The organism is Dissulfurispira sp. (assembly GCF_036745535.1).
Classification (GTDB): domain Bacteria; phylum Nitrospirota; class Thermodesulfovibrionia; order Thermodesulfovibrionales; family Dissulfurispiraceae; genus Dissulfurispira.
This window is the reverse complement of the sequence record NZ_DAIOFX010000041.1, coordinates 1-17,257: the sequence shown is the minus strand read 5'-3', so window position 1 is coordinate 17,257 and position 17,257 is coordinate 1. Positions and strand designations below refer to the sequence as shown.

Below are 17,257 nucleotides of genomic sequence, written 5' to 3'. Positions count from 1 at the left end.
CCCTTTGTTTCTATAGCCTCTATAAACTGGTTAATATGTCTATACCTATCTGGTAACATGCACTAAAAATAGATGACATGTGATAAAATAAACCATGAAAATACCGAGAGTAATGTCAACCCAGCACCCAGACAATGTCCTTCTGCCTTTCTTTGCAGAAAGTCAGGATATGTCTGGTGACGATGAAATCCAGGAGGCGTATTACGCCTTTTCACATCTTGGATGCGACGAGCAGATGTGGGACTGCGAGGGCAAGGAGGTCGACGACTTTGTTGTAAGAAAACTCCTTACCAAATATGAGCATTTCTTCCAGCAAACAAAACTCGGCGAAGATGTATTCCTTACATTGAGGGTTCCAAACCCTGATGTGGAAAAGGAAGAGGCAAAGGTGCTCATCGAGACCCTCGAAAGCATACCCCGCTCATGCGATGCTGCAAGGCTTTTTTATGGTAAAGACATCCCTCCCATTTTTGAGGTGATCCTTCCCATGACAATGTCATCGCAAAGCCTGAACAGGATTTATTATTACTACAAAGACTTTGTTGTCGGCAAGCAGAATCAGCCATTTTATCCGGGGGATATAACCATATCCGAATGGATAGGGGAATGCAAGCCGGAGAAGATCAATGTAATACCGCTCTTTGAAGACAAGGAGCATCAGCTTGAGGCGCACAATATAATGAGGCAATATCTAAAAGGCAAGGACATTAAGCATCAGCGGGTATTTATAGCACGGTCGGACCCTGCAATGAACTATGGGATGGTAAGCGCCATCCTTTGCAACAAGATTGCCCTTCAGCGATTGAGAAGGCTTTCCGAAGAAACAGGAGTCAAGATATACCCGATACTGGGTGCCGGCTCTGCTCCTTTCAGAGGGCATCTTGCACCGGACACGATTGACATGATATTGGAGGAGTATCCCGATGTCCAGACATTCACCATACAGTCGGCATTTAAATACGACCACCCTGTTCCTTCTGCAATCTCAGCAGTCAATAAACTCAAGGCATCCCGGATGATGAGGGGCTATGATATAGATGAAGGCAAGTGCATAGAGATTATCGATAAAGTGGCAGTAGAATACAAAAGGGTTATAGAACATCTTGCTCCAATCATTAATTATGTAGCCGGTTTTGTCCCCAGAAGAAGAATGCGCAAGCTTCATGTGGGATTGTTTGGATACGCCAGAAGTGTGGGGAAGGTAACGCTGCCGAGGGTTATTAGTTTCTGTGCAGCATGCTATTCCATAGGGCTTCCGCCGGAAATCCTCGGATTGAATATTCTCACGCCAGAAGATATTGCGTGTATAAAGGAAATGCATGTCAATTTTATGTTCGATATGAAGACTGCCATGTCGTACTTCAATGAGGATGTGCTCACAATATTGCCTGACGAGGTAAAATCGTCTCTAAAACTGGACTGGGGCGATTACAAGATTAATCCCGAACATAAAGCCATTACATCAAGAATTATCAAGGCCGTCAAGGAAAAAGAAAATATATATTTGCAAGGCATGCTTGTGGAAGCTGCCCACATAAGGAAATTCCTCGGATAATCGGTTTCGGTTAGCGGCATAGGGAGATGATATCCCTTCTGCATTAATAACAATCAACTCATAAAAAGGAGAGAAAATGGAAAAGGCAGGCACAGGAAGCACAGTAAAAGTACATTACACAGGAAAACTAAACGATGGGACGGTATTTGATTCCTCAGGAGACCGTGAGCCTCTTGAGTTCAAACTGGGGGAGGGTCATCTCATCAGGGGCTTCGAAAATGCAGTTGAAGGGATGTCTGTTGGAGAAAAAAAAGACGATAAACATTCCTGCTGATGAGGCATACGGCCCTCACAGGAGCGACCTTGTCGTTCGTATCGAGAGGTCTCAGATTCCGCCGGACATTGCACCGTCAATCGGAATGAACCTCCAGATAAGACAGCCAAATGGCGTAATCAATGTAGTCATAACAGATATGGATGAGTCGAGCATCACCCTCGATGCCAATCATCCCTTGGCAGGCAAGGATTTAACCTTTGATATAGAGCTTGCAGAGGTAGCCTGATACACCAACAAGACAGGCGCGGGTAAAGATTTTTCATTTGTTTTTACCTGCGCTTTATTATGGCAAGTTGTTCAAATATCCGCACGTCTGTTTTTAATTTAGCAACGAAGCACTGAACCTCTATTTAAAAAACAAACATTTTGTGCTATTTTTATAAAATAAAGAAGATAATAGAGTTCAAAACAGCATTTTATGCGGTAGTGCTTTTGGCGCTTATTTTTTTATAGGTTGCAAAAAGACAAAAAAACATCCAGATTACAGATCTCGAAAAACACCCTGTTTATAAGAGCTACAAATTCTCCAATGATGAAAAAGTTATAGAGATAGGCGTTCCCACTCCATGGGCATCTGTCAATCATATTATCGAGGTGATGAAGAGGGATGATCTGTTTCAGCAGGAGCTTAAAAGCATAGGCTATAAGGTCGTCTTCTATCCTTTTATGAAAGGTGAAGATATCAATCACTTTATGAAAAAGGGACTCCTTGAGGGCTCTGTCATCGGGGACATGCCCACGTTAAAAATGGCATCCGAGGGATATATAGATGTCATATCCGTATTCAACAAGGGAAGCGTCTCCCTTGTGTCCCGGGATATCTACAGGGTAAGGGATCTGAAAGGGAAGAAGGTAGCTTATCCATATGGCTCCATAGCCCACTACTATCTGTTGAGGATTTTAGAAGAAAGAGGAATGTCCGAAAATGACATAAGGCATGTGCCTCTGGATACCGGCGACATCCTGAATGCCGTAAGGGACGGAAAGATCGATGCATTCACCACATTTGAACCTACCGCAACCGTATATACAAAGATAGACCCCACACTCCATACAATCAACCGCTCATTTTCGAGTTACGGCTTCTTCAATATCAGGAAGGACTACGGTGAAAAACACAGGGAGGCAGTAAAGACAATTATTGCAGCACAGATAAGGGCAATGCTCTGGATAAAAGAATCTGACAAGAACCTTAATATGGCGAGCCGCTGGATGGCAGAAGAATCGGCTAAAATTGTCCCGATCCCACTGAACAAATATATTAAAGAGTTGAATACCCTCTGCTCCGAGGATATTTCTGGAAACATAAATATCTATTCCATAGTGCCAGGCCGTGGGTTACTCAGTCATGGCGGAGATATAAGCAAGGAGTTCGAATTCCTCAAGAAAGTAGGGTTTATTCCGAAAGACAGAAAGTGGGAAGACGTTATAAAGCATTTTGATGCGCATACTGCTCTCGATGTAATAAAAGGCATGAAGTCACACCTTGCAAAGATACCGCAATGAAAACCTTCAACAGCATAAAGTTCAGGCTAACATCAGGGATATCTTTCCTTATAATCGCAATCACTGTCCTGCTGAGCGTGCTGAGCTACGAGCATGAGAGAAAGGCAATCCAGAACCGCATATACGCCCAGTTGAATGCAACCGCAGACTTAAAAAAGGAACTTGTGGTCAATTATGTCGATGAGCGGATGAATAACCTGAGAATATTGGCCACAGCAGAATATCTGCGCAACAGTATCTTCTCATTATTGGATAAAAAGCAGACATACAAAAAACAGGACAATACAGATATATCAGTCAGCGTCTTAAATCATTTAAAAACATCCACCGTGATTACCTGAGCATAGAGGTTGCCGACCTTAAAGGCAATATCATAGTCTCCACAAACGACAGCCATTCCAACTCTAACCACAGCCATAAGCATGAACACAGGGAAGGAATAAGCAGATACATGGAAAGCATAAAAAGGGGCGGAGCGGTTGTAATGCAGGACTATCTGAATGCTGAGGCAAGACATCTGGACTTTGCAATAGGGATAAGGAGCGAAGATGGAAATGTCAGGGCCGTAATTGTAAGCAGTGTAGTTTCAAACAATACTATTTTCCCCATATTCAGCGACTATACGGGCCTCGGACATACCGGAGAGACACTGCTCGTAAAGCTGTCGGACCACGGCCTCATGCATATCAACCCCACAAGGCATTCAAGTATACGGAAGATCGAGACACCGGGCCACGGCAAGGAACGCTTCAGGTTAGGGACATCCGCAGCTTCAGGCAGCGAGGGGATCGATGAAGGCATCGACTACAGGGGCAAAAGGGTCGTAGGCGCATACAGACATGTCCCGCTGCTCAATTGGGGCATAGTAGTCAAAATGGATGTGGAAGAGGCATTCAGGGAGATAACCACATTAAGAAAAAATTTTCATAATAGGAATATTGATTTTGGGCATAATGCTTCCGACTTCCTATTTCATTACAAGCAGGTTTACCGCACCCCTTGTCAGTCTCAGGCAAAAAACAAAGGCAATAGCATCCGGTGATTATTCCATCAGGATAGAATCCATGAGAAAGGACGAGATAGGAGACCTCGAAAAGGATTTCGATGAAATGGTGGAAGCACTTGATAAAGCGAAGACAGAAGTGGAAAGCAAACAGAGGGAGCTTGAAGAGGTCAATTATGAGCTCGAAAGAAAGGTTCGGGAGAGGACATAGAATTAAAAACCATACTTGCAGACAGGGATCTGACAGTAATGGCCGACCCAGGGCAGATAGAGCAGGTGCTGATGAACCTTACCACCAATGCAAGGGACGCCATGCCGCAGGGAGGGATTCTAACCATAAGCACAGAGCTTATAAGACTGGACAATGAATTCATAAAGACCCACGGGTATGGCGAGAAAGGGGAATATGCCCTCATATCCGTATCGGATGCAGGCGTAGGCATGGATCAAAAGACAAAGGAAAGGATATTTGAGCCGTTCTTCACAACCAAGGAGATGGGAAAGGGAACAGGCCTCGGGCTTGCAATAGTGTATGGCATAATCAAACAGCATAGCGGTTATATAAATTGCTACAGCGAACCAGGCAAAGGCACGACATTCAGGATATATATGCCTTTAATAAGCCCCGAGTTTGAAAAAATTGAACCCGCGCCGTCCCTGAACTGAAGGGGGGATCGGAAACGGTATTGGTAGCGGAGGACGATGCAGTCATTAGAAAGCTGACGAGGAACATACTTGAGAGGTTTGGCTATAAGGTCGTAGAGGCATTTGACGGAGAGGATGCAATACGCAAGTTCATGGACAATAAGGACAAAATCCATATCGTTCTGTTTGATGTAATAATGCCGAAGAAAAACGGGAAAGAGGCATATGAGGAGATAAAGAAAATAAGACCTGACATCAAGTCCATTTTTATCAGCGGATATACCGCAGACATTATCCATGAAAAGGGCATCCTCGATGAGGAAATGAATTTCATCTCAAAACCAGTCTCTCCTAAGGACCTCCTGAGAAAGGTCAGGGAGGTATTGGACAATTAGGGACTTCATATGTTTTTCACAGTCCTTTCTTATTCTTAATGAAGAAAGGAGTCGCGAAGAAAGGAGTCGCAATGAAAGTCACAGATCCTGTCTGCAAGATGACCATAGAAGATAAGGATGCCGTTGCCACATCCGTATATAAAGGCATCACTTACCATTTCTGCTCAAAAGCATGTAAAGAGGACTTTGATAAAAATCCTGAATCATTTGTCTATGAAAAACCCTCTATGAAAATGGAAGAAATGGTTTCTGCCACTGCTAAAGCCATAGGAGAAATGGCTAAAGACCCCATATGCGGAATGGTTATTCCCAAAGACCGTTCCATAAAAAGAGAGGTCGGAGAAAGGACATACTATTTCTGCAGCGAAAACTGCGTGAGGACATTCGAGGCTCCGGAAGCAGAATTAAGGACAATGAGACGGCGCGTAACCATTGCCCTTACAGGAGTCCTTGCGCTTGCAATCTTCAGGGCTGCTGTATTTTTAGGTCTTGCAGCAGGAGCTACAATACTCACATGGGTTCCGATTCCGTGGCTTCCATGGTTCACATGGGGTGTATGGCTATTTATCATTACAACTCCCATTATGATTTTCGGAGGGAAGGGATTTTTCATGGGCGCATGGCATGCCATAAAAAATCGAGTAGCAAATATGGATCTGCTTATCGCCCTCGGCACATCAACAGCCTATATTTACAGCGCATTTGTAGTATTTTTCCCAGAGTCCTTCCTGTCGAAGAGAAAAATGTTTATTTCGAGGTCTCAGCAATAATAATCGCATTTGTGCTACTTGGAAAATACATGGAGGAGATTATAAAAAAGAGGAGTTCTGCTGCCATCCGCAAGCTGCTCGATCTAAAGCCCCAGACTACAAGAGTTATAAGGGATGGATCGGAAGTCGAGATCCCGGCTGAATCGGTTATGGTTGACGAAATTGTTATAGTGAAACCCGGCGAGAAAATTCCCACGGACGGCATTGTAATAGATGGGCATTCATCTGTTGATGAAAAAATGATAACAGGCGAGAGCGTTCCTGTTGAGAAAAAGTCAGGGGATGAGGTAATCGGAGGCACGATAAATAAGGTCGGCTCCTTTAAGTTTAAAGCAACAAGGGTAGGCGCTGACACAACATTAAGCCAGATAATAAAAATGATCGAGGAGGCGCAGGCATCTTCTTCACAGATCCAGAGGCTTGCCGATAAGGTGGCTTCCTATTTTGTTCCAGCAGTTATCGGCGTTGCGTTCTTATCTGCTGCCATCTGGATAATCTCGGGGAATTCTACAAATGCCCTTTTATCTTTTGTGGCAGTTCTCATTATCGCCTGTCCCTGCGCCCTCGGCATAGCTACCCCTGCTGCATTGATGGTCGGAGTCGGCAAAGGCGCTGAACTTGGAATATTGATAAGGGGCGCTGAATACTTAGAAAGGGCAGAAAAACTCAAGGCAGTAGTATTCGACAAGACAGGGACTCTCACAAAAGGAGAGCCTGCGGTCACAGAGATAGTGCCTATGCCGGATGAAAAAGACGAGGATGTCTTGCTGCTCGCTGCAATAGCAGAAAAAGGCTCCGAACATCCTCTGGCAGAGGCGATAATAAAAAGGGCGAATATGATGGGCATCGAAATCCCGGATGCAGAGTCGTTCGAGGCTGTTCCGGGGCATGGCGTTAAGGTTAAGGCTCAAGGCAGGGAAATAGTTATAGGAAACAGGAGACTGATGAAACAGACAGGAATTGATATCGAAGGCAAAGAGCCAACCAAGCGTAACACGGATGTTTAAGCGGGCTGTCGTAGCTTCGGAGAAAGGCTGGATGCCTTTCGAGAATGAAGCGGAAAACTGTTTCCGTCGCCTACATATAAATACATTATTATCTTTTGTCTCCTGCCCCATAATCTGCTAAACTTATAGGATTATGCAGCCTTCAGATGAACTAATCAACGAACTGGCAGACATATGCGGGATTATCCCCGAATACTGGGATATATTCGGCAACAAACACATAACTCCAATCGAGACTAAAAAGGCCATACTCAAGGCAATGAAGCTCGATATCGATTCTGATGAGTCCATAAAAAATGAGATATATGCACAAAAAGCACGCCCATGGAACAGATTCGCAGAGCATGTAAAGGTGATATCGGCAAGTGATCAACCATTTAAAATATCCATCCATGTGCCCGTTGAAGAAAGAGAGGAAGATAGAGTATCTATTTCGTGGTCGATCAGAGATGAAGAAGGTAAAAAAGATGAGTTTACTCTCTCAGGGAATGAATTAACTATATCAGACCAGCGATGGATGTATGGCAGGAGATACATAAAGATAGACCTGAGCGATAAATGTCATAGAGATATAGGCTATTACTCCATAGATATAACGTTCAGGATTCCCAATATGGAAATCTCCGACACATCGAGACTCGTCATCACTCCGGATTCCTGTTATATGCCCACGGAGTTGATAAATAGGAAAACATGGGGACTCTCTATCAACCTCTATTCCATACGTTCATGCCAGAACTGGGGTTCAGGAGATTTCGGCGATCTTAAGAAAATCGTGAAATGGGTTTCTGGATTAAAAGGCGGGTTTGTGGGAATCAATCCGCTGCATGCAATCCCGAACAAAAAACCATTTGGCATAAGCCCGTATTCTCCAATAACCAGGCTTTATAAGAACTTCATTTACCTTGACATCGAAAGCATACCTGAAGTTGAAGAACTGACAGGTTTGGGGGAAGAAATAGAAAACCAGATAAATGAATTAAGAAACTGCGAATTGATCGACTATGAAAAAGTTGCATCACTAAAAATGTCCGTTCTCCGTAATGCATTTGAGATTTTTTATAGAGAGCATTATCTGAAAGACTCTATCCGCTGCAAAGACTTCATACGATATGTCTCTAAAGAAAGCGACAATCTTGAATCCTTTGCAACACACTTGTCTCTTACATCCGATGAAAAAGAAATTCTCTTTTATAAATATATCCAGTGGCTCATTGATGAGCAGTTAAAAGAAATCTCTGAACTGGCAAAAAATCTCGGAATGCCCATAGGGCTTTACCACGACCTTGCCATAGGCTCCATTGGCGGAGGAAGCGATGCATGGAATTATCAGGATGTAATCGCAGAGGGAATAGATCTCGGCGCACCTCCTGATGACTTCAATCCCGCAGGGCAAAACTGGGGCTTTCCTCCTTTAGTTCCAGAAAGGCTTAAGGAATCAGGATATGAATTTTTCATTCAGACAATAAGGAAAAATATGCAACATTTCGGCGCACTGAGGATAGACCATGCCCTCGGAATGTTCAGGCAGTTCTGGATACCAAAGGGGATGCCTGCATCGCATGGTGCATATGTAAAACAACCGACAGAGGATTTGCTCAGGATTATTGCGCTGGAAAGCGTCAGGAACAGGACCGTGGTAATTGCAGAAGACCTCGGAACTATAGGTGAGAATGTACGCGAAACCCTCTCCAGATTCCGCATACTTTCTTACAGGCTCCTGTATTTTGAAAGGAACTATCCTGACCCATCCTTCACTCCTCCTGAAAGATATCCTGAAATGGCATTGTGCGCAGTCACAACCCACGATCTTCCCACAATTTATGGCTGGTGGATCGGGCGCGACATTGATCTGAAAAAGAGATTGGGAATATTTCCTGATGAGAGTGCATGGCAAAGAAATATCGGTGAAAGGGAAAGAGACAAATCACTCCTAATCGAGGCCCTCAAGTCGCAAGGACTCATTCCCGATGCCCATTCACCATATTTAGATGAAATGACTCCTGAACTATGTCTTGCTATATACAGGTATCTCGCCCTCACTCCATGCAAACTATTGGCTGTAAGCCTCGATGACGCCATCGGCACACTTGACCAGCAGAATATGCCAGGGATAACGGACTCTTATCCGAGCTGGATGCAAAAGACGTCCGTGACACTTGAACAAATGATTTCGGATAAATGGTTTCATAGCATTTCTGAAATGTTTAAGAAAAACAACCGCTAAACCTTTTCATTAAAAATTAACTGCCCTGTCATAATCATGTAAAATTAATCCTTTATGCTAAGTCTGAAAAAATGAAGGATATGCACACTCAGCTAAAAGAAAGGAGAGCGTTATGAAATGCAAATATTTAAATCAGTTCCGTCTTTCTGAGTTCGGATGGACCGTGGAGTCATGCACAGCAAGCGACAGGCCTTATGCCCCGAGTATTTCCGAATTGCATGATTATTGTAAGGGCAGCGAACTCAGGAAATGTCCCGTACTGCTAAAAAAAGAAGGCGTACGCATGAACAATAGCCTTATATCTGAAAATTTTGTGGCAGCATAAAAAAGACAGGCAGAGGTTAAGGTTAAGGTAAAGAAGGGCTAATGATTTATTTCTTTCCTTTGCCTTTACCTTTTCCTTTACCTCTACCTTTACCTGTCTTTTTAGGAGGTGTATCATGATTTCGAGATCAAAATGGGACATGGCTATAGATAGCGAAGGCTGCATTTCTAAAAATAGAAATAGCGCAGACGGAATAGATAGGCAGACAATACTGGAACTCCTTGATAGCAATTCCCTCACAACTCATTTTCAGCCCATATTCTCTTCAAAAGATGGGACTGTTTACGGCTATGAGGCGCTGGCAAGGATCAAGGAAGATAGAAAAAACATAAACATAGGGGAGTTATTCAAAAAGGCAATACTCACCAATACCATCTCCTCCCTCGATGTAAAGTGCAGGGAAAATGCCATAAGCCTTGCATCTTCGCTCGGCATAAACCATATCAATGCATATCTATTCATAAATATATGCCCCGAGGCATTGATAGACTCGGCTCACAGTTTGGGAATAACCGACGAACTGGCAGATGAATGGGGTATTTCAAAGGAAAGGATTATTCTTGAGATAACAGAAGAAAGCGCCATCCACAACTGCGACTTATTCAAAGAGGCTGTTGCATATTACAAAAAGAGGGGCTATAAAATAGCCATAGACGATTTCGGGGCAGGCTACGGCGGGCTGAAAATGCTCTCTGTGATAGAGCCTGACTTCGTAAAGATAGACCGCCATTTCATATCGAATATAGATAAGGCAACCATAAAGTTCAATCTCGTTGACTCCATTGCCTCTGCATGCCACAGGATCGGCATAAAGGTCATAGCAGAGGGCATAGAGCAGGAAGAAGAACTCAAAGTAGTGATGGATATGGGGATCGATCTGCTTCAGGGGTATTACCTCTACAAGCCGTCTCCAATCCTTAATGGAGACAGGACAGAGATTCCCATGCTTCACAACAGAAAAACAAACTACTGCTCAACGAACGGCGAGCAATGCTTCATAGGCGATATTGCAGAGAGGATTGATCCCATACTGCCATCATCGCGTCTTACGGCTGCCTTTAATAGATTTATCGAAAACTCCAAACTCAGAAGCCTGCCCGTTGTCGAGGATGACAGGGTTATTGGGATGCTGCACAGGAACAGGTTTTTAGAAAACAATATACTCGGTAAATATGGCTATGGCATGCACCTTAATGCAAAAAAATTCATAGGCGAGATAGTGGAACAGCCTTCGCTAACGGTGGAAGTGAACACAACGCTGGAAGATGCTGCACAGAGGATACAATCAAGGAAATTCGAATTTCTTTATGACGACATATGCGTTACAAAGAACGGCAAATATTACGGAATAGTGGCAGTCCATATTCTCCTCGATGCAATAACAGAAAAAAGCCTCATGCTTGCGAAAAACTCAAATCCGCTGACAGGTCTTCCGGGCAACGAATCAATCCAGCGTGAGATAAACAAGAGGCTTGCCCAGAATATGCACTTCGATGTCTGTTATATAGACATAAACAATTTCAAGCCATACAATGACCACTATGGGTTTGAGAAAGGTGACATGGTCATCAAAACACTCGCCTGCATAATTGAAGAAACAGTAAAGCCGGATGGCTTCGATTTCAGTTTCGTGGGACATATAGGCGGCGACGATTTTATAGTAATTACCCCTCCCCAGATTTCAATCCCTGTATGCGAGAAGATAATATCGAGTTTTGAATCGACGCTTCCGGCATTCCATAAAATGGAGGATTACAACAGGGGATGTTATGTTTCGAAGAACAGGAAAAATGAGGAAGAGACATTCAACCTGTTGTCCCTCTCCATAGGAATAGTTAGCACAGAGGTGCATAAAATCAAATCCTTTGCCCAGCTTGCATCCATAGCAACAGAGGTAAAAAAGGCTGCAAAGATGAAGTCTGCATCCATCTGCCGCTCATCGATAGTGAGGGACAGAAGGCTGATGGGATGAAAATGTCCATTGTTCATAGTTCATGGTTTATAGTATAAGGGAGTTCCATTTTAAAACAATGAGCGGTGAACTATGAACAGTGAACGAAATGCTAAATTTCTCTGGGGAGTTGCAACATCAGCATTTCAGCTTGAGGGATCCCCTCACGCTGATTGGGCGTCGTGGGATTCCATACTAAGTTCAAAACCAGATGTTACAAACCACTACTCTCTCTATAAAGAAGACCTGTGCCTGCTAAAAGAGCTCGGGGTCAACGCATACCGTTTTTCCCTTGAATGGAGCAGAATACAGCCAAGGGAAAAAGCATGGGACAACAATGCGGTTGCCCATTATCAGGATGTAATAAACATCCTTCTTGAAAACAATATAGAGCCTATGGTCACGATCCATCACTTCACACATCCCCTCTGGTTCATCAAAAAATATCCATGGCATAAAAACGAGTCAGTCGAGAAATTTTTGAATTTTGTGGAAAAAATAGTTTCAACAATAAAGGGAGTCAAATACTGGATTACATTCAATGAACCATATGTGCTTTTGCTCGGCGGATACCTCGAAGGCTGTATGCCGCCTGGCATAAAGGATATGTCTTTAGCGATAAATGCGCTGAAAAACATATTTATATGTCATGGCGGCGCCTATGATATTATCCACTCGAAAATACCTGACGCACTGGTGAGTGTTGCGCACAATATGGCAGCCCTTGCACCGTGGAACAGGTGGAACCCTCTGGACAAACTCCTTGCGAAAGTAGCGAAGTACTTTTACAACCACTCTCTACTCGATGCCTTCATAACCGGGACGCTGAAAGTAAAGTTCCCATTTAAAGAAGAGATCGATATTGCTGTCCCGATAAAGGACAAGATTGATTTTTTCGGCGTAAATTATTACACGAGAATACATATGAGGTTTAATCCTTTTAAAAAGATGGGGATTGAATTGAGGCACAGGGATATTGACGGTTACGGATTAACAGATATGGGGTGGGAGATACATCCTCATGGACTTGAAAAGGTATTACGATATGCTTCAAAACTCAATGTCCCCCTTATCATAACTGAAAATGGCATAGCCACACATGATGACCAGAAAAAAATAAAATTCATGAAACGCCATGTAGATGTACTTGAAAAGTGCATCAAAGAAGGCATTGATGTGAGGGGATATTTCTACTGGTCATTGATTGACAATTACGAATGGCTTCAAGGTCTCGATGCAAGATTTGGTTTATATAAAGTAGATTTTGATACCTTGAAACGCAAGCCCACCAATGCAGCGGCATATTATTCATATCTCATAAAGAGCAGGGATTTCTCCTAAAACATACATCCATTCTTTTTTAACCATTTGCTGCATTTATAATCTTCCGATTTAACCTAAATGTAACATTCCTTTAATACCCGTGTAATGATTCGGTGTAATCTCTTGTATAGATGTATAGACAACTGAAAGGAGAGACAAAATGATAAGCAGAGATGGAGGTATCGCATGTTATCAACAGCTTTCCGAAATACTGATTAAGCAGATAGAAAAAGGTGTTTTTAAGCCCAGCGAGCAAATCCCTACAGAAATGGAATTAAGCAAGAGATATAAACTAACAGGCATACTGTAAGGCAGGCCATTGAAAGGCTTGAGAATGAAGGGTTTGTCTATAAAATAAAGGGCAAGGGAACATTTGTTGCAAACACCAAAATCTCTTATAAAGTCTCAAGGAAAACACGATTCACCACATCCATCCTTGATGTGGGTCTCAGTCCTGATGCAAGGCTGCTCGACTCTTATGAAATATCAGCAGGAAGGGAACTCTCCAGAAAACTCAATATTAAATCTTCGGATAAGGTTGTTGTCCTTGAAATAGTGCGGTTTGTAAATAAGATACCTTTCTGTCATACAACATCCTTTCTCAATTCGGACAGATTCCCCGATATTCAAAATCATATAGAAGGCAACTTTTCTCTTTATGAGCTTTTAAAGAAACATTATGATGTTGAAGCAACGAGGACTTCATCCTCCTTTGAAGTCTCCATGCCGGAAAATTCATACATGGACATCCTTTGGATATCTCCAAAAATCCCGCTTCTTGTTGTGAAGAGCATTGCAAAAGATCGGAATGGAGAGGTTGTCGAATACTGCATTACTAAATTCAGGGGGGATATCTGCAGTATTGCTGTGGATTTCAATGGTGAAGGGAGGTGAAAGACACTAAATGGAGTGTTGGAGCAATGGATCAAAGGAAGGCTGCCGCCAGCCGGACAAGGACATAGCGGTAACCGCCTGATAGAAAGGGAGACCTTCTATCGGTTTAAGTTTAACACAGGAGATCCTAAGACCAAAATTTATGGAGGAAACAATGAGCGACCTGCCGGTAAGTATCAAAGAGAAATTAAAGGGGTCTATCTCCAAAGTGCCGAAGGATGTAATTACGGGTTATGGGAAGATAAAATGATGATGGGCGATGAACCTGAAATGACGCTGGCAGCGGCCTCGGTGGACGCGATTTTGCAGGCGGATACCCGGGATGCAAGGGGAGATTTAAAGCAGAGGGCGATGGACTTCATCACTATGCAGGCAAGGAAAATAGCAGAGGCGGATGAAATGGAAAGAATGCTTATTGCAAAGACAAGAGTAAGCTTTGAAACAATGGTGAAAGGATAACCATGCAGACATATGGAGAATATTTGATTACTCAAAAGACTTTCAGGGCACTTCTTCAGGCAATGAGCCATCCTGGGAGGGTTTATAATATTGGAGACTTTATCTCCGATTCACCCATTCGACCATTCACCCATTCACCATTAATGCTTGTGTTGCAGACCCTCCTTGACCATGAGGTGGGATTCCGTGTCATCGGCACAGGAAAAGAATACTTGGAAACCACTATTTCAGAACTCACCAGATGCCCTGTTAAAGACATCTCGGATGCGGATTTTATTATTGTTTCTGATGGTGAAAGCAACGGAGAAATCCTCAAGGCAAAGAGGGGAAGCCTTGAGTATCCAGATACAGGAGCGACAGTGATTTATGTAGTTGAATTTCTAAATGACAGGGATAATGGAAAACCAATTGCTCTGCTAAAAGGCCCGGGAATAAGGAATGATATTGCACCTGTTATTCACGGACTGGGACAGAATGAACTTTTTCACATCAAAGAAAACAATTCAGAATTCCCTCTGGGAATAGATTGTATTTTTATAGACGGTGCAAACAGGATCATGTGTATTCCAAGGTCAACGAGGATAGAGGTGAGATGATATGGGCTATGTAGCAGTAAAAGGCGGTACAGAGGCGATAGAGAATGCAGCCAGACTCCTCGCTTATGAGAGGATTAAGGGAAATTCAGAGCCGCTAAAGGTTGAACAGATAAAAGAGCAATTGTACCTGCTTGTGGACAGGGTCATGGGAGAAGGCTCCCTTTATGCCCCTGAGCTTGCTGCTCTTGCCATAAAGCAGTCTGCAGGCGATACCCTTGAAGCATCATTTATGCTCAGGGCATACAGGGCAACTCTGCCGAGGGTCGGTTATTCAATCCCCCAATCCACAAAAGAGATGCGGGTTATAAGGCGCATCTCTGCTGCATTCAAAGATATACCCGGAGGGCAGATACTCGGTCCTACAGCGGATTACACACTCAGACTCCTTGATTTTGAACTTCTCAATGAATCCGATGAAAAGAGGGCGGCTTATGTAAGGGACATGCTTAAGGATATTTTGGATTATTCCCCCTGCCCGATTCATTTCCAAAGGTCATAGAGGTTTTAAGAAAAGAAGGGCTTTTAGTAGAAGCAGTCGGCAGTCAGCAGTCGGCAGTCAACAATCAAAATGGCATCTTTGACATTACAAGACAATCCCTCACATTTCCGGCATCAAAAAGTGCAGCCATGCAGACAATGGCAAGGGCAGAGACAGGAGGGCTGTTGCTTTTAGCATATTCCAATATGAGGGGTTATGGAGACATCCACCCCACAGTAGGAGAATTGAGGGTTGGCTATATACCCGTACGAATCAATCATCCACACACGGGCAAACCTTTTGCCATCGGTGAAGTGAAAGTAACAGAGGCAGAGGTTATAGCCAAATTTACAGGGAAAGATGGAATGCCAAAATTCACGCTGGGATATGGCTTGTGTTTTGGCCACAATGAAACAAAGGCGATATCCATGGCAGTGCTTGACAGGGCAATGCAGGCAGAGGAACCAAAGATGGTCTCTGAAAATCAGGAGTTTGTTCTTTCACATATTGACGGCATTGAATCAATGGGGTTCTGCAACCACTATAAACTGCCGCACCACATAACATTCCAGTCAGACCTTGACAGGTTGAGAAAGACACAAGAAAAGTCAGAAGTAGAGAGTCAAGTGCCAGGAGTCAAGAAATGAAACAACACTACAACTTTGCCTTTATAGACGAGGGCGCTAAAAGAGAGATAAGGCGGAAGATTTTAAAGGCAGTGGCAATCCCCGGTTATCAGGTGCCTTTTGGTTCAAGGGAGCTTCCCATTGCAAGGGGATGGGGGACAGGAGGAATCCAGATAACCCTTTCTGTCATAGGGACGGATGATGTCTTAAAAGTAATTGACCAGGGCTGTGACGGAAGTGTCAATGCAGTAAACATCAAGAAGTTCGTCAGTGCTGTAACTGGTGTAAAGACTACCACAGATACTGTGAAAGCAACAGTAATACAGACAAGGCACAGGATTCCTGAAGAAAAGATGACGGAAAAACAGATTCTCATCCTTCAAGTGCCTTATCCAGAGGCATTAAGGACTATAGAGCCCTCCGAGATGGAGACCAGGAGAATGCACGGCGAGGCTGACTACAGCCGCATGTGGCTTTATCTCTATGAAGACATCGTTAAATTCAAAGAGATAAGCATAGGTGCGAGATATCCTGTGATGGTCAACAGCAGATACATCATGGATCCAAGCCCCATACCAAGGTGGGATATTCCGAAATTGAATATGGCAGAGACATTTTATCTCTTTGGTGCGGGAAGAGAAAAGAGAATATACGCTATTCCTCCATATACAAAGGTTGAACCACTTGAATTTGAGGACTTTAAATTCAGGATTGAGGACTTCAAGGGTGAATCATGCATGAGGTGCGGAAGCAAAGATACATTCCTCGATGAGATAATCGATGATACCACAGGCAGGAGAATGTATTTCTGCTCTGATACAGGACACTGTGATAAGGTTCTGGAATCCGGAGGCCAAAAACTATGCCGATAATGGAGGCAAAAAACTCACAAAGATATTCGGCGAGGGCTGTCCTCACTGCAACAACTCAACCGGTCCTGAATACGAGACGAATATGTGCAGACACTGCGGCTCTGTAGTTGCATGCAGCGATGTCTCCTTTGAGCTTTATCCCGGAGAGATTCTTGGAATTGTTGGCGAGAGCGGCTCGGGCAAAAGCACTGTTGTCAAGCTCCTTCACTTTGACTGGGAAGCAACATCAGGAGAAATGTTTATTAACAGCACAGCAATAAACAAAAGCATGGACATAAATGATGAAAACTTGTTTACCTTGAGTCCCTATCGGAAGAGGCAGATAAGAAATTCCTTTATGGGGATAGT

General features: G+C 43.5%; 21 protein-coding genes and 1 pseudogene. All 22 read left to right on the top strand.

Going from position 1 to position 17,257, the window contains the following annotated elements:
• The first annotated feature begins 94 nt into the window (after positions 1-94).
• Entirely contained in the window at positions 95-1,555 is a 1,461-nt protein-coding gene (gene ppcA, locus V7L97_RS08040) for a phosphoenolpyruvate carboxylase (protein ID WP_333654879.1), read from the top strand.
• Positions 1,556-1,631: 76 nt separating this feature from the next.
• Positions 1,632-2,058 (top strand): annotated as a pseudogene (locus V7L97_RS13025) (FKBP-type peptidyl-prolyl cis-trans isomerase).
• 371 nt (positions 2,059-2,429) lie between these two features.
• The gene (locus V7L97_RS08025) at positions 2,430-3,338 is read left to right on the top strand and encodes an ABC transporter substrate-binding protein (RefSeq protein ID WP_333654874.1); all 909 of its coding nucleotides are present in this window, start codon (positions 2,430-2,432) and stop codon (positions 3,336-3,338) included.
• Positions 3,335-3,679, top strand: coding sequence for a hypothetical protein (locus tag V7L97_RS08020; RefSeq protein WP_333654873.1), 345 nt, complete (start codon positions 3,335-3,337; stop codon positions 3,677-3,679). Before V7L97_RS08025 ends, V7L97_RS08020 begins: the two co-directional genes overlap by 4 nt.
• Before the next feature lie 110 nt (positions 3,680-3,789).
• The gene (locus V7L97_RS08015) at positions 3,790-4,380 is read left to right on the top strand and encodes a cache domain-containing protein (protein ID WP_333654871.1); all 591 of its coding nucleotides are present in this window, start codon (positions 3,790-3,792) and stop codon (positions 4,378-4,380) included.
• Positions 4,292-4,552 (top strand): HAMP domain-containing protein, encoded by a 261-nt coding sequence (locus V7L97_RS08010; RefSeq protein ID WP_333654869.1) that lies wholly within the window; start codon positions 4,292-4,294, stop codon positions 4,550-4,552. Before V7L97_RS08015 ends, V7L97_RS08010 begins: the two co-directional genes overlap by 89 nt.
• A gap of 38 nt (positions 4,553-4,590) precedes the next feature.
• Positions 4,591-5,007: a sensor histidine kinase gene (locus tag V7L97_RS08005; protein WP_333654868.1), complete on the top strand. Its 417-nt coding sequence runs from the start codon at positions 4,591-4,593 to the stop codon at positions 5,005-5,007.
• Positions 5,008-5,027: 20 nt separating this feature from the next.
• Entirely contained in the window at positions 5,028-5,381 is a 354-nt protein-coding gene (locus V7L97_RS08000) for a response regulator (protein WP_333654866.1), read from the top strand.
• Positions 5,382-5,452: 71 nt separating this feature from the next.
• On the top strand, positions 5,453-6,151 hold the full coding sequence (locus V7L97_RS07995; protein ID WP_333654865.1) for a YHS domain-containing protein: 699 nt from the start codon (positions 5,453-5,455) through the stop codon (positions 6,149-6,151).
• A 29-nt stretch (positions 6,152-6,180) separates the two neighbouring features.
• Positions 6,181-7,158 (top strand): heavy metal translocating P-type ATPase, encoded by a 978-nt coding sequence (locus V7L97_RS07990; RefSeq protein WP_442891790.1) that lies wholly within the window; start codon positions 6,181-6,183, stop codon positions 7,156-7,158.
• Between the two features lie 133 nt (positions 7,159-7,291).
• Positions 7,292-9,385 carry a 4-alpha-glucanotransferase gene (gene malQ / locus V7L97_RS07985; protein WP_333654862.1) on the top strand — a complete coding sequence of 698 codons (2,094 nt, stop codon included), beginning with the start codon at positions 7,292-7,294 and terminating at the stop codon, positions 9,383-9,385.
• A 112-nt stretch (positions 9,386-9,497) separates the two neighbouring features.
• Entirely contained in the window at positions 9,498-9,710 is a 213-nt protein-coding gene (locus V7L97_RS07980) for a hypothetical protein (protein ID WP_333654860.1), read from the top strand.
• A 115-nt stretch (positions 9,711-9,825) separates the two neighbouring features.
• Entirely contained in the window at positions 9,826-11,682 is a 1,857-nt protein-coding gene (locus V7L97_RS07975) for a GGDEF domain-containing protein (RefSeq protein ID WP_333654859.1), read from the top strand.
• Positions 11,683-11,754: 72 nt separating this feature from the next.
• Positions 11,755-13,002 (top strand): glycoside hydrolase family 1 protein, encoded by a 1,248-nt coding sequence (locus V7L97_RS07970; RefSeq protein ID WP_333654858.1) that lies wholly within the window; start codon positions 11,755-11,757, stop codon positions 13,000-13,002.
• Between the two features lie 142 nt (positions 13,003-13,144).
• On the top strand, positions 13,145-13,294 hold the full coding sequence (locus V7L97_RS07965; protein WP_333654857.1) for a hypothetical protein: 150 nt from the start codon (positions 13,145-13,147) through the stop codon (positions 13,292-13,294).
• A 131-nt stretch (positions 13,295-13,425) separates the two neighbouring features.
• Entirely contained in the window at positions 13,426-13,878 is a 453-nt protein-coding gene (locus V7L97_RS07960; protein WP_333654855.1) for a GntR family transcriptional regulator, read from the top strand.
• Positions 13,879-14,124: 246 nt separating this feature from the next.
• Complete coding sequence (locus V7L97_RS07955) at positions 14,125-14,337, top strand: phosphonate C-P lyase system protein PhnG (RefSeq protein WP_333654853.1); 213 nt, start codon at positions 14,125-14,127, stop codon at positions 14,335-14,337.
• A 2-nt stretch (positions 14,338-14,339) separates the two neighbouring features.
• The gene (phnH, locus tag V7L97_RS07950; RefSeq protein WP_333654851.1) at positions 14,340-14,933 is read left to right on the top strand and encodes a phosphonate C-P lyase system protein PhnH; all 594 of its coding nucleotides are present in this window, start codon (positions 14,340-14,342) and stop codon (positions 14,931-14,933) included.
• Between the two features lies 1 nt (position 14,934).
• Positions 14,935-15,432 carry a carbon-phosphorus lyase complex subunit PhnI gene (locus V7L97_RS07945; protein ID WP_333654849.1) on the top strand — a complete coding sequence of 166 codons (498 nt, stop codon included), beginning with the start codon at positions 14,935-14,937 and terminating at the stop codon, positions 15,430-15,432.
• Complete coding sequence (locus tag V7L97_RS07940) at positions 15,405-16,058, top strand: carbon-phosphorus lyase complex subunit PhnI (protein WP_333654881.1); 654 nt, start codon at positions 15,405-15,407, stop codon at positions 16,056-16,058. The genes V7L97_RS07945 and V7L97_RS07940 overlap by 28 nt, the downstream gene beginning before the upstream one ends.
• Positions 16,055-16,909 carry an alpha-D-ribose 1-methylphosphonate 5-phosphate C-P-lyase PhnJ gene (locus tag V7L97_RS07935; protein ID WP_333654847.1) on the top strand — a complete coding sequence of 285 codons (855 nt, stop codon included), beginning with the start codon at positions 16,055-16,057 and terminating at the stop codon, positions 16,907-16,909. The genes V7L97_RS07940 and V7L97_RS07935 overlap by 4 nt, the downstream gene beginning before the upstream one ends.
• Positions 16,866-17,257, top strand: a 392-nt coding sequence (locus tag V7L97_RS07930) for an ATP-binding cassette domain-containing protein (RefSeq protein ID WP_333654836.1), incomplete at its 3' end; no start/stop codon positions are given. The genes V7L97_RS07935 and V7L97_RS07930, both read left to right, overlap by 44 nt.

Coding starts and splice junctions, on each gene's coding strand:
- ppcA (WP_333654879.1), top strand. CDS start 95: ATGAAAATACCGAGAGTAATGTCAACCCAGCACCCAGACAATGTCCTT.
- V7L97_RS08025 (WP_333654874.1), top strand. CDS start 2,430: ATGAAGAGGGATGATCTGTTTCAGCAGGAGCTTAAAAGCATAGGCTAT.
- V7L97_RS08020 (WP_333654873.1), top strand. CDS start 3,335: ATGAAAACCTTCAACAGCATAAAGTTCAGGCTAACATCAGGGATATCT.
- V7L97_RS08015 (WP_333654871.1), top strand. CDS start 3,790: ATGGAAAGCATAAAAAGGGGCGGAGCGGTTGTAATGCAGGACTATCTG.
- V7L97_RS08010 (WP_333654869.1), top strand. CDS start 4,292: ATGCTTCCGACTTCCTATTTCATTACAAGCAGGTTTACCGCACCCCTT.
- V7L97_RS08005 (WP_333654868.1), top strand. CDS start 4,591: ATGGCCGACCCAGGGCAGATAGAGCAGGTGCTGATGAACCTTACCACC.
- V7L97_RS07995 (WP_333654865.1), top strand. CDS start 5,453: ATGAAAGTCACAGATCCTGTCTGCAAGATGACCATAGAAGATAAGGAT.
- V7L97_RS07990 (WP_442891790.1), top strand. CDS start 6,181: ATGGAGGAGATTATAAAAAAGAGGAGTTCTGCTGCCATCCGCAAGCTG.
- malQ (WP_333654862.1), top strand. CDS start 7,292: ATGCAGCCTTCAGATGAACTAATCAACGAACTGGCAGACATATGCGGG.
- V7L97_RS07980 (WP_333654860.1), top strand. CDS start 9,498: ATGAAATGCAAATATTTAAATCAGTTCCGTCTTTCTGAGTTCGGATGG.
- V7L97_RS07975 (WP_333654859.1), top strand. CDS start 9,826: ATGATTTCGAGATCAAAATGGGACATGGCTATAGATAGCGAAGGCTGC.
- V7L97_RS07970 (WP_333654858.1), top strand. CDS start 11,755: ATGAACAGTGAACGAAATGCTAAATTTCTCTGGGGAGTTGCAACATCA.
- V7L97_RS07965 (WP_333654857.1), top strand. CDS start 13,145: ATGATAAGCAGAGATGGAGGTATCGCATGTTATCAACAGCTTTCCGAA.
- V7L97_RS07955 (WP_333654853.1), top strand. CDS start 14,125: ATGATGATGGGCGATGAACCTGAAATGACGCTGGCAGCGGCCTCGGTG.
- phnH (WP_333654851.1), top strand. CDS start 14,340: ATGCAGACATATGGAGAATATTTGATTACTCAAAAGACTTTCAGGGCA.
- V7L97_RS07945 (WP_333654849.1), top strand. CDS start 14,935: ATGGGCTATGTAGCAGTAAAAGGCGGTACAGAGGCGATAGAGAATGCA.
- V7L97_RS07935 (WP_333654847.1), top strand. CDS start 16,055: ATGAAACAACACTACAACTTTGCCTTTATAGACGAGGGCGCTAAAAGA.